This window comes from Paenibacillus donghaensis (genome assembly GCF_002192415.1).
In the GTDB taxonomy this organism is placed as follows: Bacteria; Bacillota; Bacilli; order Paenibacillales; family Paenibacillaceae; genus Paenibacillus_AQ; species Paenibacillus_AQ donghaensis.
Map to the genome: position 1 here is coordinate 8,270,916 of NZ_CP021780.1, position 24,261 is coordinate 8,295,176.

The following is a 24,261-nucleotide window of genomic DNA, read 5'->3' on the forward strand; positions in this document are numbered from 1 at the left end:
GGAAGCGGGGAGCAGAGCTTGAAGACGTTTAAAAAGGTATACATCGAGATTACAAGTGTCTGCAACCTGGCCTGCAGCTTCTGTCCGCAAACAGCGCGGCAGAAGAACTTCATGAAGCTGGACACCTTCAACACCATTCTGGATCAGGTGAAGCCGCACACCAGCCATATCTACCTGCATGTCAAGGGAGAGCCGCTGCTGCATCCGAAGATCGGCGAGCTGCTTGACGCGGCTCATGCCAAGGGGTTCAAGGTGAATATTACGACCAACGGCACGCTGATTCACAAGGCTGGACCGAAGATTCTCGGCAAGCCGGCGTTGCGCCAGATGAACTTCTCGCTGCACAGCTTTGACGGGCATGAAGGCTCGGAGAACCGTGCCGGTTACGTGGCGGAGATTATTTCGTTTGTGCGGCAGGCGGCGGAGCAGGGTGTGCTAATTTCTTTCCGGCTGTGGAATCTGACCGAGGATAACCTGACCAACCTTGAGCGCGAGCGCAACCGCGAGACGTTGGCTTTGCTGGAGGAAGCTTTCGCGCTGGATTTCAAGATCGATGAGAAGGTCGTGCCGGGCAGCGGTGTCCGAATCGCTCCGCGCATCTATCTCAATCAGGATCACGAGTTCAGATGGCCGAGTCTGAATGAGCCGGAGGACGACGGCAAAGGCTTCTGCCACGCGCTGCGCAGCCAGGCGGCGGTACTGGTGGACGGCACGGTGGTGCCGTGCTGCCTGGACGGCGAAGGGGTGATCAACCTCGGCAACATCCATGAGAAGCCCTTCTCCGAGATTGTGGAGGGCGAGCGGGCGAACAACCTGTTCTACGGCTTCTCCCGCAGGGAAGCTGTAGAAGAACTGTGCCGCAAATGCGGATACAGGCAGCGCTTCGGCACCTAATCCTTTGCAGCCGCTGTACCAAAAAGAGAACCAGGACGCTCTGGTTCTCTTTTTTTTGAAAATATAAGAAATTATAGGTTCTACACTATTATTTAGGCTCAATCTAAAAATCAGCGGTTGACTATACGAGTGAACAGAGCGGAGGGCCTTACATAGTAACATATAGCTCATCAAATAAGCCTCTCTTCCGCTATAGGAAGAGAGGCTTATTCTCACATTTCGTTACTGCTTAGGATTCAGCCAGGATTTAGAGTGTTGCCCTGGAACCTTCGGAGTAATTAGATGCGAAACTGCAACAAATTTCAGCCGAAACATCCATTATCAGGATAATAAGTGCATATCTGCAACTAAATTCGAGTAAAACAAGCTTATTACGCTCAAAATCCTAAATTAGGTGCATTTTCGCACTTATTTCCTCCAAAACAGAAAAAAATGGCTAAATAGATGCAGTTTCGCAACTAATTCTTTGGACTAGACATATGAGACTATATAAGATGAACTTAAGAATGAAACGGTCAAGTTGTCAGAATGCCTGGTGCATAGGGCTACCCGGACCACTCGAATATAACATTCTTAAGTTCACGTTCTATATCATGGAACTGAATCTGCAGGTTACAATCAGGAAATCGGGCTTTAACAGCGATCGGAAGAACCCTCCGAACCCGTAGCGGGCATCATTCACAAGGGGGCAACCGCTGATTTTGGTTTTGAGCCATTATTTATCCTTCTATTTCTCGCAGAAACGGATACCTGAAAGCGATACGTAGTATCGCTACTTCGGAAGCATACGCTTTTCAGAGGGCGGCGAAGCCGTTTCTACTTGTGCAATAAAGACGTTCCGCTTATATCCGCTAGTCCCTGATGATAATATCTGCCTGTATAAGAATTTTTTCATAACTGGTGTCTGGATTAAGGATTCTCCATAGCATTTGATCTACAGCTCTTTTACCAAGCAGCTCTTTATTTACATTAACGGTTGCCAGGAACGGTATGGAAGGGTGCGTATTATCGAAACCGGTAAATACCAGAGTGTCAGGAATAGGCATGCCCATTATTTCCATCGTCTCTATGGCGAACAAAGCGTAAATATCGTTTGCACATACAAAGACCTCAGGCAGTCCGTGTTCGGTAATAACAGCCGTGAATGTTTCTCTGAAGTTTTCAATATCGGGCCCGTTAAGTGAGGGGTTCTGCTTAAGTTCGATATCGTTATCTTCCAATGCTGCCCGAAAGGCAAGGAATCGTTCATAAAAGCTATGGGCATCACGTATATTTCCTAGAAACTGATAGTCTCGGTAGCCCTTGTTAATGACAAGGTTCATCATTTCTTTCATGCAGGACAGATTATCGGTAAAGATAGAATCGCATTGGAAGCTGGGGTCGAAGTGATCCACCATCATGACCGGAATGCCAAGACTTCTAATCTCTGCCAGAATAGGTGTTGAAATTGAACCTATAGTAATAACGCCCATGATTGCTTCAGGGTTAAGGAGCGAAAATACAGCATCATCCTTAGGCTCCGTCAAAGTTAATACGTTGATGCCCCGCTGATTTAATCTGGTAGAGATGCCGTTAAAAAGCGGGCCCCAATATAAAGATTCCGGGTTCTGGAAGCGGATGTTGGGAAATAAGACCAGAATTGTCCCGGACCATTTGCGGGCATCCAGATCTATCATTTCGCCTGGAGCTTTAGCTTGCGCACTCTTGGAGTCTTTAAAGTAACCGAGCTGCCCGGCGGCTTTGAATATCATATCTCGCGTCTGTGAGCTGACTCCGGGTTTGCCGGATAACGCTCGTGACACTGCAAATTTCGATAGTCCCGTAAAATCTGCTATGGATTGTATAGTTACTTTACGTCGCATAAAATCATCCTATTCTACTTTAATCAGATTCTTGGGTAACTCCAGAAGTACATTACAATTTTACATGAATAAAGGGAGACTAACACTTGTTTTTTTACATGTAAAGGAGCATTGTCTTCAAACAAACGTTTTGTTATCTTTTTATAAGGTTTATTTAGTATTTTGTTTTGTTTGTTTGTTATTTTGATATGTAGAAAATACCATTATTATTACATAAATACAAGTTATATACTATTTTTTATATAACTTGGCCTATTTTATACTAGAAATGAGCAGGATGTGGATAAAAAATGATTGACCGTTTATTTAAGTGGTGGTAATATCTGTTATGTTAAGAAAAACAAAAAAATAACAAATGAAGGCGGTGTGCCAAACGAATGAAGGGAATTGTGCTGTTGGTATTTTTTTAACCGATTGTGTAAGCGCTTTATTTAGGGTGGTACAGCACTAACTTAATCATATTAATAACGGGAGGTTCGACAGATGAGAAAGATAAAGGGGTATTCGATGTTATTGTTGTGCTTTGTTTTTTTATTAACAGCCTGCAGTGGTGGCAATAATGCTGCCAATAGTCCAAAGGTAAGCGCGACCACTGAACCTGTTGCAACAGAAGCAGCGGTGGAAGCGACCGCAGAAGCAACGGCAGCACCCGTTGACATGGGCGGACGCATAATTAAGGTCGCAGCCTGGTGGGATCTGAAGCCTGCGGGAAATTCCGCTTCCGAGAAGGAACGTCTTGCCAAAATTGCTGAGGTAGAGAAAAAGTATAATTGCAAGTTCGAATTTGTAAATGTAACTTTCGAGGAGTTCATGCCTAAATTTACGGCTACCGCTCTTACGGGTGAACCCTTTGCCGATATCCTTATTATGGAGTACAACTCGGCATGGCCTGCAATCCTCAAGGGACAGCTGCTGCCGGTAAGCGAATATACTACAGCTGCTTCCAATATCAACAATGAAGCCACTCTGCTGGTTAAGGCACCTCAAATTGCAAACGAATACTATGCTTTCGCTGAACCAGGCACCGGCGGTGCCGGTATCCATTACAACCGTGACTTGTTCAAGAAACTGGGGCTTCCCGATTTGCAGGAGCTGTATACAAGCGGGCAATGGAATTGGGATAAATTCATTGAAGTCGCTAAGCAAGCAACCAAAGACACAGATAATGACGGCAAAATCGATACGTATGGATTCTCAGGCTGGGCAATCGATATTCTGCGCAACTTCTCCGCGGCTAACGGAGGAAAGCTTGTCGACGAAGCTACAGGTACACAAGGTCTGACTGATCCGAAAGTCATCGAGACTGCTGAATTCATCAACCGTCTGTACAATGTTGAGAATGTTATGAAGGTTAAAGGTACCGACAAAGTTGGCTATGATGAATTCAATACCTTCAAAGACGGTGATGTAGCCATGTTCCCCGCTCCAATTTGGAATTTGGGCGATTTGACCTTTGAATTCGGTGTAGTTCCCTTCCCGAATGGCCCATCAGGCTCTCCTGAAGTTACCTATGCCGATAATGGCAAGAATGCATTTTTCATTCCCAAAGGTGTAAAAGATCCACAGGCGGTCTACCAAGCTTTTGAAGATACCTATGATATTACCCAAACCGGAGATTTCCCGAGCCAAGAGTGGCTGGAAAGCATCTACACGCATGAAGAAGATGTAGCTATGATGCGCGATCATATCAACAACACAGGCCAGATTCTGCTGGAAACAGCTTATCCAGACTTCCCGACCACCGGTTACATGAAGGACATTATTGTAGAGAATCAATCGGTTACTGCAACTGCCGAGAAATATAAGCCAGAGGCGGAGGCTTCCATTGCCAAGCTAGGCAAGTAATAGAAGCGGTTCGTATCGTCATGGCAACAGGGGGACGTCTTGGCGACTCCCCTTGTTGTATGAATTTAGATTTCACCACAGCACGTAAGCGCTCCTATACAGGGAGAGAACCGCTTGCGCTTGTAAGGAGGACTTCTGGTGATAAGTAGAATTCGTCATTCCACAATAGCCAAGAATATAATGCTTGCTGTTATGGCAGGGTTACTCATGCTTCCAGCAGGCTTAAATGTACAGGTAGATGCAAGCGAGAAGGCTGCGCCCACGGAAGAGCAGGCACCCATGGATACAACGGCTACAGCGGAGACAGCGGCTTTTAATGAAGATAAATACGTATCTTATGTGACTAAACATGAGGGGGCTCCCAGACCTGATCAAGAAATCGTACTGGAGGCTGCTAATTATAGTCATGTTGAGGGTAGTGGCTTCGAGAAGCTGTCTGATTATGAAGGGATGGCAGGCCAATCGCTGTTAACGGGTGAATCCGGCAAGGCAGAGTGGACTGTTCAAGTCGGGGAAACGGGTTTCTACAATTTATCCATGCTCTATTATCCAGTCGAAGGGAAAAGCTCAGCTATCGAGCGCGCGTTATACATTGATGGTCAACTCCCTTTTCGGGAAGCTGCCTTCTTGCAGTTTGACCGGATTTGGGATGACCAATTGGACCAGCTTGTGGAGGACAATCAGGGCAATGACCTGAGGCCAAGACAGGTTGAGAAACCGCGCTGGAGCGAAAAAGCGTTCCAGGACTCCGATGGCTATGAGAATGAGCCCTTTTTATTTTATTTGTCTAAAGGCACACATACGTTAACCTTGGAATCTACAAGAGAGCCCGTCGTGATTAAGCAGTTGAAGCTGTACAAGCAGCCTGTACCGCTGCCGTATGAAGAAGTGAAGAAACAATTGGATGCCGAAGGTGCCCAGGACTCAAGCGGACAACTCCTGACAATTGAGGGTGAAGATGCAGCAGCCAAATCATCCCCAACCCTGTACCCGCTCAGCGAACGTTCCAGTGCCGCAGTTCATCCTTACAGTTCCTCCAAAATTAAAATCAATACCATTGGCGGACTCAATTGGCGAATACCTGGGCAGTGGATTGAATGGGAAATTGATGTTCCTGAGACCGGATTCTATAAAATGGCCTTTAAAACACAGCAAAATTATGTGAGAGGGATCTATTCCACCCGGAGACTGACCATCGATGGTGTAGTACCGTTTGCGGAAAATTCAAAGGTGCCCTTTCGATATAAAAGCTCCTACCGGTTGGACGTTATGGGTGGAAATGACCCCTATTTATACAAGCTGGACAAGGGCAAACATCTTGTGAGGCTTGAGGTAAGCCTGGGCGAGTTCGCCCCTTTGATCCGCGAGGTGGAGGACAGCCTGTACAATCTCAATTCCATGTACCGCAAGATCCTGATGATTACAGGGACCAAGCCGGACGAATACCGTGATTACCAGCTGGATAAAAAAGTGCCGGACCTGCTGGAAGTGTTCGCTGCCGAACGGGACCGCTTAGATGGGATTGCCAAGCGATTGGTCCAGCTGTCAGGGCAATCCAGTGATCAGGAAGCGCTCCTCAAAACCATGGCAGAGCAGCTGGATGATTTGATTGATGATCCGGATACCATCCCAAGAAGACTTACCGCCTACAAGACGAATACCGGCGGGCTTGGCACATGGGTCCAAACCGCCAGAGAGCAGCCGCTTGAAGTAGATGCGCTGTATGTAGCTTCTCCTGACAAGAAGTTTCCCAAAAAAGGGATGGGCTTTGGCTCGAAGCTGAAGCATGAGACGGCCACCTTCGTCGCCTCCTTCTTTACCGATTACAACCAAATTGGAAACGTGTCTGAGCAGGATGACCAGAAATCCGTTACGGTATGGATCGGAAGCGGGCGGGATCAGGCGAACACGATGAAGGCCATGATCGATGAGACGTTTACCTCTGCCACCGGCATTAATGTCAATCTGAAGCTCGTCAACATGGGGACGTTGCTTCCGGCAACCTTAGCCGGGCAAGGACCCGATGTGGCTATGCAGATTGGTAATGATCTGCCTGTTAACTTCGCTATGCGTAATGCGGCGGCAGATTTGACGCAGTTCAGTGACTTTGCTGAAGTGAGCAGCCGTTTCCGTGAGAGCGCTGTTGTGCCTTACAGGTATGACAGCGGAGTGTATGCGTTACCTGAGACCCAGACCTTCAACATGCTCTTCTACCGTAAAGATATCCTGGAGGAGCTTCACCTGCAGGTGCCGCAGACTTGGGATGAGGTCTCCACTTTGCTTGCTGTGCTTAGCAAGAACCATATGCAGTTTGGCCTGCCGGTGGTGATTCAATCCGCCATACAAGGGCAGAACATCCCGCCTAACTCGATGTACGCAGCTCTGCTGTTTCAGAATGGCGGACAATTCTATCGGGATGGCGGACAGGAGTCCGATCTCGATTCCCGGACCGGAATGGAAACGTTCAAGCAGTGGACCGAGTTTTACACGGATTACAAGCTCGAACGCGAATATGATTTCGCCAATCGTTTCCGTACGGGGGAAATGCCTTTCGGCATAGCCGATTATACCCTCTATAATCAGCTGTCTGTATTTGCTCCGGAGATTAGAGGCATGTGGGGTTTCGTGCCGATTCCAGGAACCGTGCAAGAAGACGGCACATTGGACCGCACCGTATCCAGCGGGGGAAGTGGTGTCGTAATGATGGATAAGGCCAAGGACAAAGATGCGTCCTGGGAGTTCATGAAATGGTGGACGAGTGAAGAGACGCAAACGGTGTTCGGACGTGAGATGGAAGGCCTGATGGGCGCTGCCGCACGTTATCCGACGGCTAACATCAAAGCACTGGACAGCTTGCCTTGGCCGATTGCCGATTATGATAATCTGAAAGCCCAGTTCGAGTGGGCAGAAGGTGTTCCTGAAGTTCCGGGCGGATATTTCACGGGCAGACATTTATTTAACGCGTTCTACAAAACGGTAGTCGGCAAAGTGGAAGCGCGGGAATCCATTATGGACTATGTCCAATATATTCAGGATGAGATCACCACCAAACGGAAAGAGTTTGGTCTATAGCGTAAGGGGGAGGGTCAAGCGTGCAAAATTGGTGGAGCCTGAAGTGGCATGAAGTAAGAGCCAATAAGCATTCGTATATTTTGATGGCGCCGTATATGATATTGTTCGCCGTATTTACGGTATTGCCTGTCTTAGTCTCGATTGTGCTTAGCTTCACGTACTTCAATATGCTGGAATTTCCAAAGTTTATAGGCTGGCAGAACTATACCCGCTTATTTTTAGAAGATGATGTATTTCTGATCGCCCTCAAAAACACGCTGTTATTCGCTGTGATCACAGGGCCGATTAGTTATATCGCCTGTTTTGTGTTTGCCTGGATCATTAATGAGCTGTCTCCCAAGCTTAGAGCCGTGATGACACTCGTTTTCTATGCGCCGTCCATTTCCGGGAATGTTTATTTCATCTGGCTGATGATCTTCTCCGGGGACCGGTACGGGATTATGAACGGGTTATTGCTGAAGTTTGGCTTCATTCTGGAGCCGATCCAGTGGCTCAAAACGGAAGGCTACATTATGCCAATCATCATCCTTGTTCAATTATGGCTCAGCCTCGGAACGGGGTTCCTCGCGTTCATTGCAGGGCTGCAGACCGTCGATGGAACCTTATATGAAGCGGGAGCTGTAGACGGAATCAAGAACCGCTGGCAGGAGCTGTGGTACATAACCTTGCCTTCCATGCGTCCGCAGCTGATGTTTGGCGCCGTTATTCAGATTACGACCGCATTTGCTGTAGCTGATGTTTCGATTGCACTGGCCGGGTTCCCGAGCGTGAACTACGCAGCCGAAACCATTGTAACGCATCTGATTGACTTCGGTACGACCAGGTTTGAGATGGGCTATGCTTCATCTATTGCGACAATATTGTTCCTGATTATGGTAGGGTCGAACCTTGTTGTTCAGAAACTTCTTAGAAAGGTGGGTGAATAGAGGCATGAATCTCCCCTTTCAAATGAATGCCAAACAACGATTAAGCCGATCCATCCGAATGCCCAAAAAGCGGGTGAACCGGTCCATATGGGGGACCCTTTCTTTATTCGCCCTGCTGACCGTGTTTGGAGCATTTATGATTCTGCCGCTCGTCTACGCTGTCAATAATGCGTTCAAGCCGCTGGATGAGATCTTTATCTTCCCGCCGACGTTATTTGTCCGGCATCCGACGATGAATAACTTTATTGATCTGTTCAACCTGCTCGGCAATTCATGGGTTCCGTTCTCACGGTATGTGTTCAATACGGTATTTATTACCGGCGTGGGCATTGTCGGACACGTGTTGCTAGCCTCGGCTGCAGCGTATCCACTGGCTAAACATCATTTTCCCGGCAAAAAGATCCTGTTCAGCATCGTTGTCCTGTCGCTGATGTTCACGCCAGCTGTAACCGCCATGCCAAACTATATGATCATGTCCTGGCTGGGGCTCATCGACACGTACTGGGCCGTCATTATACCGGCGTTTGCCTATTCACTCGGGTTGTATTTAATGAAGCAATTCATGGAACAGATTCCGGATGTGCTGCTGGAAGCCGCCAAGATGGACGGCGCAAGTGAATACCGTATCTTCTGGTCCATCGTCATGCCTAACGTTAAGCCGGCTTGGCTGACGCTCATTATTCTATTATTCCAGATTCTGTGGGGCAGTGACGGGAACGGGTTCATTTACAGCGAACAGCTGAAATCGCTTCACTTCGCAGCAGCCCAGGTAGTGGCCGGGGGAATTGCCCGTTCCGGTGCGGCGGCGGCGGTCGCCCTCATTCTAATGAGCGTGCCCATTACGCTGTTTATTTTCTCGCAGAGCCGGATCATAGAGACGATGGCTACTTCGGGAATGAAGGACTAAGGGGGGAAGGCAGTTGATAGCAAAAAAATGGCTGCTCGCGGTTATGGCAGCATCCCTGCTGTTATTTCATGCAGCTCCTGCGCCGGCGTATGCTGAGTCTACGCCCTATGAGAGCTACAACTATAATTACTGGGAAGAAGCAGTACCTGCACCTGCTGCTTATATACCGGATCGCACCCTTTCAGGCAAGGATCTTGGGGTAGGCGATTTTCGGGATCCTGGCGACATGGTCGTTGCGGCAAGTGGACTGATCTATATTGTCGATAGCGGAAACGGACGGATTGTCTGCCTGGATAGTGACTGGAAGGTTAACAAGGTCATCAGCGGCTTTGATAACCAAGGCAAGGCAGATACATTCAAGAATCCAAGCGGATTATACGTTAATCATGAAGGCAATTTATTTGTTGCCGATACGGATAACGGACGTATTGTTGTTCTATCCCAGGATGGCGTTTTGCTCCGGATGATAGAGCAGCCGCAATCTGATATTTTACCGGCTGACTTCAAGTTTATTCCCGTCAAGGTGACCGTGGATCAGGCTGAACGGGTCTATGTCATTGCTAAGGGGATATTCGAAGGAATAATGCAGTTTGATCAGAACGGTGACTTTATCGGTTATGTAGGTACGAACAAGGTGAAGCGTGACTATACCGAATATGTATGGCGGATGCTCTCAACCAAAGCGCAGAAAGCGCAAATGGCGCTGTTTGTGCCTACAGAGTTCTCCAATATCGATGTGGATTCCAAAGGGTTTCTGTATGCCACCAATATTGATCCGGGCTCGAAGGAACCCATCAAGCGTCTTAATCCATCCGGCGAGGATGTGCTGAAGCGGTTCGGATACTTCGATATTAAGGGTGATATCCGGTTCCGGTTGTCGGTAGGACCTTCGAAGTTCACAGATATTAAGGTTCTTGCGAACGGGATGTACAGTGCTCTAGATGCTAACCAGGGCAAAGTATTCACCTACAATGATGAAGGCGATCTTCTCTATGTATACGGCGGCAAGGGCAACCAGGTGGGAACCTTCAAAATACCGGTAGCGGTAGAATTCTCTGGCGGGAACCAGCTTGTTCTGGACCGGGGAAAAGGAAACATAGTCATCTTCAAGCCAACCCGGTTTGGCACCCGTGTGAATCAAGCAGTGGGGTATCACTATAATGGTGAAGATGCCCAGGCTGTCCCGGTGTGGAGGGAAGTTCTGCAGCTGAATTCCAACTATGATATCGCTTATATCGGCATTGGCAAATCATTGCTGATGGAGAAAAACAATAAAGAGGCGCTGGAATATTTCGAGCTCGGAATGGACCGCGACGGTTATTCTGTAGCCTTCAAACGGTACCGCAGAGAAGTCATGCAGGAGCACTTCGGAACATTTTTGACAGCGATAATGGTCCTGGCGGCCGTATGGATTGCTTTCAAGCTCTTTAGCTTCTGGAGAAGAAAGCGGCTGTCCGAAACATCCAAGCAGGCTTCGCAGAACCTTAAGGAGGGTAAAGCCCATGAGGCAGGATTTCATTAAATTTCCGCTGCACCTCATTGTGCATCCGTTTGATAGCTTTTGGGATATGAAGTATGAAGGGAAAGGTAAAATCCGGGTAACCCTGACGATTCTGCTTCTGGTAGTCATTTCGATGATTCTAAAGAATCAGTTCGCCGGTTTCCTTGTCAATTATAATGATCCCCGCCACTTAAACAGCATCACGCAATTATTTACGATTGTATTTCCCTTCTTTCTGTGGTGCCTGTCGAACTGGGCGATCACCACGTTAATGGACGGGGAAGGGAAATTCAAGGAAATTATGATGGCCACAGGTTATGCGCTCGTTCCCATTGTGATTATTTATACGCCGATGGTTATTGCAAGCCGGTTTATGGCTGAGGAAGAGACGACCTTCTATTATTTGATGATGACGATATCGTCCATATGGTTTGTAGCCCTATTGTTCGTCGGCATTATGACAGTCCATCAATATACCGTACCCAAAGCCATTGTAACGATGCTGCTCACGGTGGTTGTCATGGGAATTGTCGTATTTCTCGGAGCGCTCGTATTAAGTATGCTCCAGCAAATTATAGAGTTCTTCGTTAACATTTATCGGGAATTAACTTTCCGTACGTAAAGGAGGCCGCACCTGTGAAAAATCGTAAAATACTGGTTGCGGTGCTGGCCTGTGCCGCAGCTGTCTGTATCCTTGCCGCTTCTGCCTTATTCTTCACCTCCCGCGGAGTCAAGGCTGTTGAAGCCTCTTCCTATATGGAAGTAACTGCTGAGCTTGAAGCCGGAAGCGAGCTGACTGCACTGCCTGATTCGTCGAAGGGTGTACCGGGAATGCAGCTGGTAGCAGATGATGCAGAGCTGTCCTTATACTACAATCCTGAAACAACGGAAGTAGCAGTTAAGGATAAACGTCAAGGCCATATCTGGTACAGCAATCCGGTCAACCGTGATGAGGATGCTCTGGCTTCAGGATTCGAGAAGGAGCTGCTGTCATCGCAGTTAACGGTACTGTTCCGTGACGCTGTAGGTACGCTGGAATCCTATACCAACTTCGCCCAGAGCATCAGCAGCAAACAGTTTACTGCCGAGAGGATTAAGAATGGGCTTCGTATTGTATATACCATTGGGGATACGTCGATTGGAATCGATGCTCTGCCTAAGTATATAAGTGTAACGAGAATGGAAGAGAGGGTTCTGTCCAAGCTGGATGAGTCTAGTGCTAAATATGTAAGACTGCGCTATTACCCCAAAGAGGGCAGCCCGGAGGTTCTGGAACGGATTGATGCCCAAGTCTCCAAAGCGCTGGTTCTGGGTAAAATGACAGCCGCTTTTACGAAGTCCGGTTATTCTGCGGAAGATCTGGCCTTCGATAATGAGGAGAATGGAATAGGCGGCGGTGCCGGATCGACCAAGCCAAACTTCGTTATTCCGCTGGAATACCGGTTAGATGGAGGATCACTGGTTGTATCCGTCCCCGTGAACCAGGTCAAGGAAAGCGGAGAGTATCAGATACGCAGCCTTGAGGTGCTCAATATGTTTGGGGCTGCAGATCAGCAGACAGATGGCTACATGCTCGTTCCTGACGGCTCTGGCAGCCTGATTTATTTGAATAATGGAAAAGTGAAGGAAGAGCAGTATGTACAGCGTGTGTATGGCCCGGACCCTAACGATAACAGCTACAGACGCGGGCAGGTCAGTGAGAATGCAAGAATGCCGGTGTATGGATTAAAGGCCGGTGATGCTGCGTGGTTCGCCGTGATCGAGAAAGGAGATGCCATAGCCAGCATAGCCGCCGATATCAGCGGCAAGAAGAACTCATACAATTTCATTCACAGCAGCTACACCTTGCGGGGGGAGGATGAGCTTGAGCTGTACACAGGCTCTACAATCCAGGAGATACAGCTGCTGAATGAAGAAATATACAAAGGTGATATTCAGGTTCGCTATAGCTTCCTGAGCAAGGACAAGGCCAGCTATTCAGGAATGGCAGAGCTGTACCGGAATAAGCTGGTGACGGAGGAATCGCTGCAGCCTTTAGAGGAGGAGCAGAACATTCCTTTTTATCTGGGTATGCTGGGGGCTGTCGATAAACAGAAGTCATTTCTTGGCGTCCCTTACCGGTCCGAGATTGCAATGACCTCCTTCGGGCAGGCTGCGCAAATTGCGGATCAATTGAAGCAGGATGGCATTGACCGGTTGCTTATGCGGTATACGGGCTGGTCTGAAAAAGGCGTAAACCACGCTACACCAAATAAGCTGAAGACTGAAAGTGTTGTGGGAAGCAAATCGGAGCTCCTTGAATTAACGAAGAAGCTGGAACAGTCAGGCGGGACGTTATTCCCGGATGTGGCTTTCCAGCAGATTTATCATGATGATGGCGGCTTTACACCCTCCTCCGACGCAGCAAGATTCGTGACAAGGGAAGAGGCAGAGCTTTATCCTTACAATCGGGCATTTAACAGGATGGATATGACGCTCGGAAGCTACTATTTATTGTCTCCTGCCAAGCTGCCTTATTATGTTGACACGTTTATGAACAAGTATAAATCCTATGAAATGAAAGGAGTATCCCTGCGGGATCTCGGCAGTGTGCTCAGCTCGGACTTCCGGGTTAGCCGGGTCATTCAGCGGGAAACGGCCAAACAAATCGTGGAAGAACAGTTGGGTAAACTTAATCAGAACATCGGCCAAACCATGATCGCAGGGGGAAATGCCTACGCATGGCCCTACTCCGACAATCTGATCAATGTACCCACATCCTCCAGTGGATTCGTACTGACAGATGAAGAAATCCCTTTCTATGAAATGGTCATTCATGGCTTCATCAACTACGCAGGGGCTGCGGTTAATCTGAGTGATGAACAGGATATCAGGCAGCAGCTGCTTCGCTCGGTTGAGCTTGGTGCGGCACCGCATTTCTCTTGGTCGTATGAACCCTCCTCCAAGCTGAAGTTCACTCATTTTGACAGCATGTATGCAACCTATTACAAGGATTGGTACGATCAGGCGGTTTCGATGTACAAGGAAGTCAATAACGTGCTCTCCCCCGTACAGAATGCGCAAATCGTGAACCATATACGCCATCAGGAGGGTGTTGTGGAGGTAGAGTACAGCAACGGTATAACAATCTATGTCAATTACACTGATGAGGATGTCTCCGTCCAAGGATTCACAATCGGAGCCGGACAATATGGGATAGAAGGTGGGCAGTCATGAGGGGGAATAAGCTCAGCTTAAATCACAAGCGCTCTTTTCTGGGTATAGCCTTTATTACGCCATGGCTGCTAGGATTCGTGTTCCTGTTCGCGACTCCGCTCATTCAGTCCATTAAATTCAGCTTCAGCAAATTAACCGTAGATCCATCCGGATTCTCACTGAACTGGGTGGGCTGGTCTAACTTCAACAATGCGTTGTTCATAGATGCGTCCTTTAACCGCGTATTAACCGAATCCGTCAGGGATATGGTGCTTAACGTTCCGATGATCCTGTTCTTCAGCCTCTTCTCGGCAACGCTGCTGAATCAGAAATTCCGGGGGAGAATTCTGGCCCGTGCGATATTCTTTCTGCCGGTTATTCTGGCCTCCAACGCGATATCGGCGGCAGAAGCATCCGGACTGATCAATCTGGTTGGCGATGCTACGGCTGTGAACGAATTGGGTCAGTCGGGCTCACAGTATAATGTCATGTCGATGGTTATGATTCTGAGTGATATCGGTTTGCCGCTGTCGTTCGTGGATTATATTGTGGACGCCATCCTGCGGATCTATGAGATTATTACGAGTTCGGGTGTACAGATTCTGATCTTTCTGGCTGCGCTGCAGTCTGTTCCCGGGGCCATGTATGAGGTAGCCAAGATTGAAGGGGCAACCGCCTATGAATCCTTCTGGAAAATTACATTTCCGTTAGTGAGCCCGCTCATCCTGACCAACGTTATTTATACCATTATTGACTCTTTCTCGGGCAGTACGGTGACCCGGATGATATTTACAACCGCGTTCACCACACAGAATTTCGGTCTCAGTGCGGCGATGTCCTGGATTTATACGCTGATTATCAGCCTTATCCTGATCATTGTGGGTTATGGGCTATCCAAAAGAGTGCATTACAACTGATAAATAGCAAAGGAGGTACGGCTATGCAATCTCCACTACCTGTTCGTAAAGAGGCGAATCACTATAGAGTCCAGAAGGCGAGAGGTAAGGCAGTAGATATTCTGTATTCACTGTTTCGCTATGCGCTTGTCATCGGGATTTCATTCATTATTGTTTACCCGCTGATTATGAAATTCTCGATCGCCTTCAAAGACAAAACGGACATTTATAATCCGACAATTTATTTGATACCGGTGCACTTTACGCTTGATAACATTAAGATGGCGATGCAGATCCTGGACTACTTCCCGCTGCTGGGGAATACGCTGCTCTTCGTCGTAGTAACCACGCTGCTAACCACTGCTTCCTGCGCCTTGGCGGGTTACGGCTTTGCCCGATTCTCCTTTCCGGGAAGCAACATCCTGTTCGCGCTCGTCGTTCTGACCTTGCTTGTACCCACCAGCACGCTGATGGTGCCGATGTATCTGCATTTCAGAAGCTTTGATATTCTGGGACTTGTGCAGCTGTTCACAGGCAAAGACGGGATCAATCTGCTCAATACGTATTGGCCTTCCGTTATTACATCGGCGACAGCTATCGGGTTAAAAGCGGGCTTGTTCATCTATATTTTCCGCCAATTCTTCAAAGGAATGCCGAAGGAAATAGAAGAAGCCGCTCTGATTGACGGTGCGGGAGGCGTTAAAACCTTCTTGCGGATTATGCTGCCGAATGCAGTCTCCCCAATGATTACCGTCATTCTGTTCTGCTTCGTCTGGCAGTATAACGATACCTTCTTCACCTCCCTCTTCATGAGTGAGGTGGCGCTTATGCCTACGAAGGTCAGTTCGTTAGCGGCTCAGGCGAATGCATTGCTTCCGGGCCTGCTGGGGACAGGGGCGGGCGGTTCGAATATTAAGGCAGATCCAAACCATGTAGCCATGATTATCGATACCGGCATATTGCTGGCCATTATCCCGCTTATTCTGCTGTATATGGTGGTGCAGCGTTACTTCGTAGAGAGCGTCGAGCGGAGCGGTATTATTGGCTAACCGATTGATGAAGAAGGATGGAGGAACCTTTAAAATGTACAATCAAAGCGATTCCAGATATACAGTGGACCCTAAACTCGTGAATCCGCGAGCAGATGCGAATGCCCGCAGACTGATGAAATATCTATGTGACATCTATGGGTCCCGCATATTAACTGGCCAGCAGATTGGAGTCGAATCGACCCCCGAGCTTGATATCCTATACGGGGTAACCGGTAAGTACCCGGCTGTATATGGCTTTGACTTCATGAACTACTCGCCCTCCCGAACGGAACGGGGGGCAGAGTGCAGGGATACCGACACGGCCATCGATTGGTGGAAGAGCGGGGGGATCGTCACCTTTTGCTGGCATTGGAATGCTCCCAAGGATCTCATCGATCTTCCTCCAGACAAGAACTGGGATACCGGATTCTATACCAAGGCAACTACCTTTGACATTACGCAGGCGATGGACCATCCGGAATCGGAGGAGTTTCAATTGCTCCTTCGGGATATGGATGTTATAGCGCTGCAGTTGAAACGGCTGCAGGATGCCGGGGTGCCCGTACTATGGAGGCCATTGCATGAGGCATCGGGTGGCTGGTTCTGGTGGGGAGCGCATGGCGCAGATCCTTGTATCCGGCTGTGGAAACTGATGTACGACCGGATGACGAATATGCATAAGCTGAACAATCTGATCTGGGTATGGAATGGCCAGCATGCCGATTGGTACCCGGGTGACGAATACGTCGATATTATCGGAGAGGATCTGTATCCTTCAGTCAGGGATTACAGCTCACAGCAGGAGCATTTTCAGAAAGCAAGGACTTATACGAAGCAGAACAAAGTGATAGCCTTATCGGAGAACGGCGTATTGCCAGACCCGGATTTGATGCTGAAGGATCAAGCCCTGTGGGCCTGGAACTGCACATGGTACGGCACGTTTGTCTATGTGACAGAAGATGGCCGAAGAGAATACAGCAGTGCATACACGGAGAGGGAACAGCTGATCAAATATTATGATCATCCTCTTACGGTGACCAAGGATGAGCTTCCAAATCTGATAGAATACGATATCTAAGACCAGTGCGTTTTGCGCAGGGCGGATACATTTTAGACATGAAATGCTGGAGACCCGCTTAAATTGGCCCTCCGGCATTTTTATTTAAGGGAAGGGAGTTGAATCATGTTGCTTAAACGCTTGTTCGTCATTACTTGTATGTTGCTGCTTGCTGTTATGGTGACGGATCTTCCTGTGCATGCAGAAACCATAGAAAAGAGGAGTGCCATGCAAGCCTACGTTGAAGCTATCGGGCCAGGCTGGAATTTAGGAAATACCTTTGAGGCTGCCGGGGAAGAAACCTCATGGGGAAATCCGAGTACAACCCGGGCTTTCATTAACCAAATTGCTGCTGAAGGCTACCGAAGCATCCGTATCCCCATTACATGGAAGCACCGGATGGGCGACGCTCCTGATTATGTGATCCAGAACGAATTTATGACTAGAATTCAAGACATTGTTGATTGGTCTCTGGACGCGGATCTTCACGTCATCATTAACCTTCATCACGATACAAACTGGATCTTGAACATGGAGACGGAGCATGATGAGGTGGTTGCCAGATTTAATGCGGCCTGGACGCAGATTGCGGAGCATTTCAAGGATTATCCGGACACCTTGATGTTTGAGAGTCTGAATGAACCACGCTTCTCCGAAGATTGGAGCAAGGACGCCCCTGAATATTTTGAAATGCTGGATGAGCTGAACGTTTCTTTCCATACCATCGTTCGTCATTCCGGAGGGCATAACAATAAGCGTCCACTCGTACTCTCTACCCTTACGGCCTCCCCGACGGAGGCCAGGCTGGATGAGTTAGCCAGCACAATAACGAAATTGAAGGACGACAACCTTATTGCAACGTTCCACTATTATGGATATTATCCGTTCAGTGTGAACCTGGGAGGTTCAACAACGTTCGATGACAAGGCCAGGGAGGATCTGATTCAAGCCTTCGACCGGGCTTATGATACCTTCACGGCTCAAGGCATACCGGTCATTGTGGGGGAATTCGGGCTGCTCGGGTTCGATAAATCGCTGGACACCGTTCATCACGGTGAAATCTTGAAGTTTTTTGAATACCTCACCTATTATGCCCAGGAAAAAAAGATGCCGCTGATGCTGTGGGATAACGGCCAGCATTTCGACAGACGCACCCTCAAGTGGGTGGATGAGGACCTTCATCAGGTTATGAAGCAGGGGCTTAAGCGCCGTTCCTCCAACGCAGAGACCGATTCTATCTATATTAAAAAGGATTCGGAAATCAAGGACGTGACGATCCCCTTGAATTTGAACGGGAACACCTTCACTGCCCTGATCTACGAGGAACAGGCATTAGTAAAAGGAACGGATTACGAGCTTGACGGGGATAACTTAATCGTTAAATCTGCGTTGCTGCAGAGGCTTGTTACGAAGCAGAACGGCATCAATGCAACAGTAACTTCCACTTTCAGTGCGGGGGTTGACTGGACTATAAATGTTATTTATTATGACACACCAAGCCTGACAAGGTCGCAAGGGCCTGAAGGGATCTTCACTATCCCGGCCCAGTTCAATGGGGACAGCCTGGCTACTATGGAAGCGGTCTATACCCAAGGGGGCAATGCCGGTCCCAATGATTGGACTCCCTTCAAGGAGTACAACCGTACCTTCTATCCGGACTATACCACTGGAGAGATTAAGTTCACGGACGAATTCTGGAGAGATGTGAAGGATGGGGAAGTGCAGCTGAAGTTGCATTTCTGGAGCGGCGAAGTGATCCCCTATACGATTACAAAAGAAAGCGGGAAAATCGTAGGGGTATCCGCAGACGATGCGAAGGAGAAAGCAGCAGAACAAGCAGCCGACACACCGGCAGACTCTGGAAATTCAGCAGCTGCAGCAGTTTCAGCACAGCCCTCCGGGGATGTTCCCCAATCAGAGGAGGATAACAATAACAGTAGTTTCCTACTGCCGGTATCGGCATTGCTAGTCTTGGCAGGAGCGCTTATCTACTGGAGAAAGGCAAGAAGGAAATAAAACCTGATTCAAACGGCTGGCAGCAGGCCTATGATATAGTGAGAGTTACTATTGTCAGATGACATTTTAGTATTCTTGATCTATTACATAAGGAGGTTCTACATGCTGAAATCCCTGCATGCCATTGAAGCCTACCGGGAGAGCGGGCAGCTCTCCGGCGGAAGCTATCCCTGGCTGGACGCTATCGCTCAGGCGGAAGAAACGATTGTTAATCTGGAACGGGTAGAATCGCTGCATGAACTGGAATACCTCAATCCGGTGCTGGATTATGTGGAGCGCAGTCTGCGTCTGCTGGACAGTCTGCCACTCTCTTACTGGATTAAAGAGCTGGTGGAAGAGACGCTCGTCTGGTCGGAAACGGCCAAAGGGGGCACGTTGCGCCAGCGGCGGCAGTGGCAGGCGGAGGGCGTTAATATTTTTGTCCACAATATCGGTTCGGCCCAGCTCTATTGGCGCCATGTAAGTGGAATCGGGGAGCATGGCCTGCAGTTTGCCGGCGCGACGGAACCGGGCGGTGCGGAAGCGGACCAAAAAGTAATTGTACATCGGCTGATCGAAACCCACGGCCTGATCGGACAGCAGATCCGGGGTGAGGTGCCTCCGCTTGTGAACCGCCCGCTATCTGCGATGGTGGAGGACGGGCTGCTGACTGCCGATGAGCTGGAGCGGCTGCTGTTCGCATTGAATCACTGCATTATATCCGCCGTTTCGCCGGAGCTGTGGCAGGAGGTGCGGGTACAGGTCATGGAGCTGATTGCTGTAATCGCTTCGGGTGATCTTCATGCTGTACTGCCAATGAAGGAGCGGCTGCGGAGAATGCGTGCGGGTGCGATTGTCCAGGGTGAGGATTATGATACGGAATGGAGTCTTCTTGTGCAGGAAGGCTTCAATCCCGAGGTGCTGGAGCCTATGCAGCCCATGACCTTCTGGTATGTGGAATCGGCGTTGCAGACCTTCTCGCTGGAGCAGTTTCTGAAGGTGATGGCGCTCACAGCCTGCGGCAGCAAGTTATCCGGCCTGAACCATATCAGTTATGAAACGGTAATGAACAGTATTTATTATGACTACAAGGGCGTTAAGAAAATCAATGTGTACAAGAAGCGGATTATCGAGAAATACCTCTCCGGGCTGGCCTGGCCGGATATTCTGAACGGCTTCACTCCACCGGGCAATCCGCATCTGATTCACCGGCTGGGCCGGGAGGACCACCTGCCGGACACGCTGTTTGTTCATTTCGAATTCTCTCCTGCGGCAGAGAAGTTGATCGAATTCTGTATGGAAGCTGAGAAATCAGCGCTCTATGAGCGGGCCGTACTGCTGTTGTTCGATCTGTTCGATCTGCGCCGGGATGCCTTCGACCGTTTCCACAATGAAGACACGTATTTAAGTCAAATGAATGATACTGCAGATTACAAAGCCGTCATTCTGGAGTATGTCACCGGCCGTAAAGTGCTGGATATCGGCCCGGGCGGAGGTGTGCTGTTGGATCTGATCGAGGAGCGTATGCCGGGAGTGATTCCGGTCGGCATTGATATTTCCAGTAATGTGGTTGAAGCACTGCGCCAGAAGAAGCAGCGGGAGGGCCGCCTCTGGGAGGTGCTGCAGGGCGATGCGCTGAACCTGAAGGACTTCGTGGAGCCAGGCACGGTGGATACAGTAATCTTCTCCTCCATTCTGCATGAGCTGTATTCCTATGTGCCACTGAACGGCGCCAAATTCAACCATGACACTGTAGGTGCAGCGCTGCGCAGCAGCTATGAGGTGCTGGCGGCCGGGGGCGCGATCATTATCCGCGACGGCATTATGACCGAGCCGGAGAGCCAGCGGCGGCGGGTACGGTTTCTTGAACCGGGAGGAATGGCTTCACTGGAGCGTTATGCGAAGGATTTTGCCGGACGGACCCTTCAGGTTGAGCAGGTTAATGAGCATGAGGTGCTGATGCCTGTGAATGATGCGATGGAATTTCTCTACACCTACACCTGGGGAGAGGAAGCTTATATTCATGAGGTGCAGGAGCAGTTCGGCTATTTCACTCCATCGCAATATGAGGCTTTCATTCACCGCACCTTGGGTGAGCGGGCCAAGATTGAAGTGTTCCGCCACTATTTGCAGGAAGGGTATACCGAGGCACTGCAGGGCAGGGTAGTGATCATGGATGAGCAGGGGCAAAGGGTTGCGCTGCCGGACAGCACCTGCTTCATTGTAATACGGAAGGAAGGCTGAGCTTTTTGCTGATTCCGATTACCTAATTGGATTGCAGTCGCCACAATAGTCCAACACCGATTTAAGTGCGAAAACGCATCTAATTCACCGATTTTTTCTGTTTTGGAGCAAATAAGTGCGAAAACGCATCTAATTTCGAGTTGTGAGCGCTACAGAGTCAATTTTCCCCGAAATAGTCAGTAATTTTGCAAAGAACCTGACATCAAAGCAGTCAGGGAATATTTACAAAAAAAAGAGACTCCATTATCGTAGAAGTATACACACACCCACGAAAGGAGATCTCTTGGTTAATAAAGTAGCTGAAAAGGTGTTGTTATGTCAAGTCACCCAATGGTTAGATCGCAATGCTTCCTTGCTGCTCGGCGACCGTTATGCCAAAAAACTTCACTGGGGCAACACGGTGTTTCTCTTTTTAGAGGCCATATTTAGAGGACGAAAAGGGACTCAAGAGATTGCAGATCATGTAGAGAGTTCTACGTGGATGCAAGAATGCACCGGAATTCAATCCATTCACCAGTCGTCCTTGAACCGCAAGCTCGGCGAACTGCCCCCGGAGGTGCTCCGTGAGCTATACCTCTCTCGCCTGGAGCATCTGTTGGAACAGGAAGGACCGTCCCTGCCTAAAAAACTGAAAAAGTTGGGCCCCCTCGCAGCAGTCGATTCCACCAGCCTGACGCTGGGGCGGGTTCGCGGCCAATGGGCCTACCAGCAAACTGGAAAAAACGCCGTCAAGATGCATACCTGCTTGCACCTGACGGGCGAGCACTCGGCGATTCCCATGGCTCCGGTGCTTTCTACCGCGACGGTGGCCGATATGGACACTGATGTGCTAGCGGCATTGGTTTGGCAAACAGGGATTACGTATTTGTTCGACCGGGGGTATATTCACTACACTCAATATCTACAATGGCTCCAGGCAGGTATTCTGTTCGTCGCTCGCCTCAAGCAAAATAGCAAAGTGAAGGTGCTTAAAACGCGGAAGGTGAAGGCAGCGGGACTGGTGCTGGATGCGGATGTGGAGCTGACGTGTCCGAAGACGGGGAAAACCGGTGTATTTCGGCTCGTGGAGTACAAGTATACGGACAAGAAAAAGAAGGCTCACCTGGTTCGTGTTCTCACCAATCGCTGGGATATCACGGCTCTCGAAGTCGCACAGCTGTACCGCTACCGCTGGAAAGTAGAACTCTTTTTTAAATGTATGAAATCCAACTTACACCTGAAAAAAATCTATAGCAGCCGGAACCCGGAAGCCGTATGGAACCTGATCTACCTCTACCTGATTGCGTATGTGCTCTGCGAAGAGCTCCGTCTGTGTTATGCACCGAAGCAGCGAATCGGCCGGGTGCTAGCCGTGTTCCGCTTGTATATAAAAGGAACGTTGGCGGATTTCCTGAAGCATCTAAACCGACCGAAAGAGCGAACGAGCAAAGGGCGAAGGAACAAGGGAGGCAGACCAGCGACTCGGCCGAAAGTGTTGAAGCCTAAGCCTATCCAATTTTAGGTAAGTTACAAGTGATGAACAACTGAAGCTAGACCAATCCAAAAAAATGAGGTGTGTGTAGGCTTAAGTGGAGGTGGCTTTTTTTTGCTTTTTTTGAGTAGACCCCAGACGCGTTCGCCTGGGGCCAGGGAAAGTGTACAAAATACGCCCCTCCCAAAACGTAACTTACAGTAAATAAGCCTACCACGCCTCCTCGTGTGATGTTCTTTGCAAAATTACTGCGAAATAGTTGCAGATTCGCACTTATTTGCCCGATAACCGGAGTCTTAACTGAGATTAGATGCAGTCTCGCATCTATTTTCTCTGAGAGCTCAATAAATATTCTTACGGATATAACTGGCCCTGTGCGGAGGACTGCCCCTCTCCCTTGCGGAATTGGGAGGGGGAGCATTTCATCGTCTTGCGGAACACTTTAATGAAGTAACTGACATTGTCGAATCCGACCTCGAGTGCGATGTCGGATATTTTGCGTTCACTCTGGCGCAACAATTCGGCGGCCTGGCGGATGCGGTAGGAATTGATATAGTCAACAGGCGTCTTGCGGGTCATGGCTTTGAAGAAGCGGAAGAACTGGCCTTCGCTCATCGGAATTAGCTCGGACAGCTCATGGGTGCGGATCGGCTCGCGGTAGTTCTCCTGGATATAGAGGATTACCTTCTTCAGTCGGTTGATCTTGGTGGTATCGGCATCATCTGACAGGCTGCGGTTCTCGAACCGGCCCTCGGGCGCGATGATCGACAGCATGATTAACAGCGTGCCTTTCATAAATGCTTCGAATCCGGGCATTTTATGATCATAGGCTTCCATCAGGGCGTTCAGCCCTTTCAACAGCTCCCCCTGCCAGGGAATGGCCGGGGTAATATGTCTTGGGAAGGTCTGGCGTTTCTCCTGGAGCGGCAGAATCGTCTGCTGCTGGATCACATCATATTGGGCGCTGGCGAGCAGATCCGGATGGAAGACCAATGCGCAGAAGCGGCAAGGCCCTTCACTTGCCACATAGGCAGCATGGATATCTCCTGATTCAATGAACACGGCTTCTCCCACCCGCAGCGGGAAATAGTCCGTATCCACCTGGAACAGGATCTCCCCCTCCAGCAGCAGGAAGAACTCAGCCTCCTCATGCCAATGGGTATCCAGCACCGGCGTTCCGGCAGGCAGCTCGATCCAGTAGGCAGCCAGTGGAAACATAACATCACCATGCACGCGGTCTTCCTTGAGCAAACGCTGGGAGCTGTGGTCCATCGGAAAGTCTCCTATCATATATCAGAATAGTGTTATAAATAAGCTATATTATAGTAGTTTTATCGCTTTTTTATCGTTATAATGCAACTATAA

16 protein-coding genes are annotated in these 24,261 nt (G+C 49.1%); 14 read left to right on the forward strand and 2 right to left on the reverse strand.

Annotation, left to right across the window (positions count from 1 at the left end; all coding sequences use genetic code 11):
• Positions 1 to 18: 18 nt before the first annotated feature.
• Positions 19 to 894 carry a radical SAM/SPASM domain-containing protein gene (locus B9T62_RS37405; protein ID WP_087919878.1) on the forward strand — a complete coding sequence of 292 codons (876 nt, stop codon included), beginning with the start codon at positions 19 to 21 and terminating at the stop codon, positions 892 to 894.
• A gap of 851 nt (positions 895 to 1,745) precedes the next feature.
• On the opposite strand, the gene B9T62_RS37410 is transcribed toward B9T62_RS37405, so the two are convergent.
• On the reverse strand, positions 1,746 to 2,756 hold the full coding sequence (locus tag B9T62_RS37410; RefSeq protein WP_087919879.1) for a LacI family DNA-binding transcriptional regulator: 1,011 nt from the start codon (positions 2,754 to 2,756) through the stop codon (positions 1,746 to 1,748).
• A 483-nt stretch (positions 2,757 to 3,239) separates the two neighbouring features.
• Here B9T62_RS37410 and B9T62_RS37415 point away from each other — a divergent pair, with 483 nt between their 5' ends.
• The 13 genes from B9T62_RS37415 to B9T62_RS37475 all read left to right on the forward strand — a co-directional run bounded on the left by B9T62_RS37415 (position 3,240) and on the right by B9T62_RS37475 (position 22,926).
• The gene (locus tag B9T62_RS37415) at positions 3,240 to 4,601 is read left to right on the forward strand and encodes an ABC transporter substrate-binding protein (RefSeq protein ID WP_087919880.1); all 1,362 of its coding nucleotides are present in this window, start codon (positions 3,240 to 3,242) and stop codon (positions 4,599 to 4,601) included.
• 180 nt (positions 4,602 to 4,781) lie between these two features.
• Positions 4,782 to 7,673: an extracellular solute-binding protein gene (locus B9T62_RS37420; RefSeq protein ID WP_087920574.1), complete on the forward strand. Its 2,892-nt coding sequence runs from the start codon at positions 4,782 to 4,784 to the stop codon at positions 7,671 to 7,673.
• A 20-nt stretch (positions 7,674 to 7,693) separates the two neighbouring features.
• The gene (locus B9T62_RS37425; RefSeq protein ID WP_245864264.1) at positions 7,694 to 8,599 is read left to right on the forward strand and encodes a carbohydrate ABC transporter permease; all 906 of its coding nucleotides are present in this window, start codon (positions 7,694 to 7,696) and stop codon (positions 8,597 to 8,599) included.
• Positions 8,600 to 8,603: 4 nt separating this feature from the next.
• Positions 8,604 to 9,506 (forward strand): carbohydrate ABC transporter permease, encoded by a 903-nt coding sequence (locus B9T62_RS37430; protein WP_087919881.1) that lies wholly within the window; start codon positions 8,604 to 8,606, stop codon positions 9,504 to 9,506.
• Between the two features lie 13 nt (positions 9,507 to 9,519).
• Positions 9,520 to 11,028, forward strand: a complete 1,509-nt coding sequence (locus B9T62_RS37435) for an NHL repeat-containing protein (RefSeq protein WP_157794167.1) — start codon at positions 9,520 to 9,522, stop codon at positions 11,026 to 11,028.
• Positions 11,009 to 11,629 (forward strand): Yip1 family protein, encoded by a 621-nt coding sequence (locus B9T62_RS37440; protein ID WP_087919882.1) that lies wholly within the window; start codon positions 11,009 to 11,011, stop codon positions 11,627 to 11,629. The genes B9T62_RS37435 and B9T62_RS37440 overlap by 20 nt, the downstream gene beginning before the upstream one ends.
• 14 nt (positions 11,630 to 11,643) lie before the next feature.
• The gene (locus B9T62_RS37445; protein ID WP_087919883.1) at positions 11,644 to 14,223 is read left to right on the forward strand and encodes a DUF5696 domain-containing protein; all 2,580 of its coding nucleotides are present in this window, start codon (positions 11,644 to 11,646) and stop codon (positions 14,221 to 14,223) included.
• Complete coding sequence (locus tag B9T62_RS37450) at positions 14,220 to 15,119, forward strand: carbohydrate ABC transporter permease (protein WP_087919884.1); 900 nt, start codon at positions 14,220 to 14,222, stop codon at positions 15,117 to 15,119. Before B9T62_RS37445 ends, B9T62_RS37450 begins: the two co-directional genes overlap by 4 nt.
• A gap of 23 nt (positions 15,120 to 15,142) precedes the next feature.
• Positions 15,143 to 16,147, forward strand: a complete 1,005-nt coding sequence (locus B9T62_RS37455; protein ID WP_087919885.1) for a carbohydrate ABC transporter permease — start codon at positions 15,143 to 15,145, stop codon at positions 16,145 to 16,147.
• A 34-nt stretch (positions 16,148 to 16,181) separates the two neighbouring features.
• Positions 16,182 to 17,207, forward strand: a complete 1,026-nt coding sequence (locus B9T62_RS37460; protein ID WP_087919886.1) for a glycosyl hydrolase — start codon at positions 16,182 to 16,184, stop codon at positions 17,205 to 17,207.
• A 105-nt stretch (positions 17,208 to 17,312) separates the two neighbouring features.
• Entirely contained in the window at positions 17,313 to 19,202 is a 1,890-nt protein-coding gene (locus B9T62_RS37465; protein WP_245864266.1) for a cellulase family glycosylhydrolase, read from the forward strand.
• A 102-nt stretch (positions 19,203 to 19,304) separates the two neighbouring features.
• Positions 19,305 to 21,425: a class I SAM-dependent methyltransferase gene (locus tag B9T62_RS37470; protein WP_087919887.1), complete on the forward strand. Its 2,121-nt coding sequence runs from the start codon at positions 19,305 to 19,307 to the stop codon at positions 21,423 to 21,425.
• 283 nt (positions 21,426 to 21,708) lie between these two features.
• Positions 21,709 to 22,926 carry an IS4 family transposase gene (locus B9T62_RS37475; protein ID WP_087913723.1) on the forward strand — a complete coding sequence of 406 codons (1,218 nt, stop codon included), beginning with the start codon at positions 21,709 to 21,711 and terminating at the stop codon, positions 22,924 to 22,926.
• A gap of 324 nt (positions 22,927 to 23,250) precedes the next feature.
• Here B9T62_RS37475 and B9T62_RS37480 read toward each other — a convergent pair whose 3' ends face one another.
• Positions 23,251 to 24,168 carry an AraC family transcriptional regulator gene (locus B9T62_RS37480; RefSeq protein ID WP_087919888.1) on the reverse strand — a complete coding sequence of 306 codons (918 nt, stop codon included), beginning with the start codon at positions 24,166 to 24,168 and terminating at the stop codon, positions 23,251 to 23,253.
• Positions 24,169 to 24,261 lie beyond the last annotated feature (93 nt).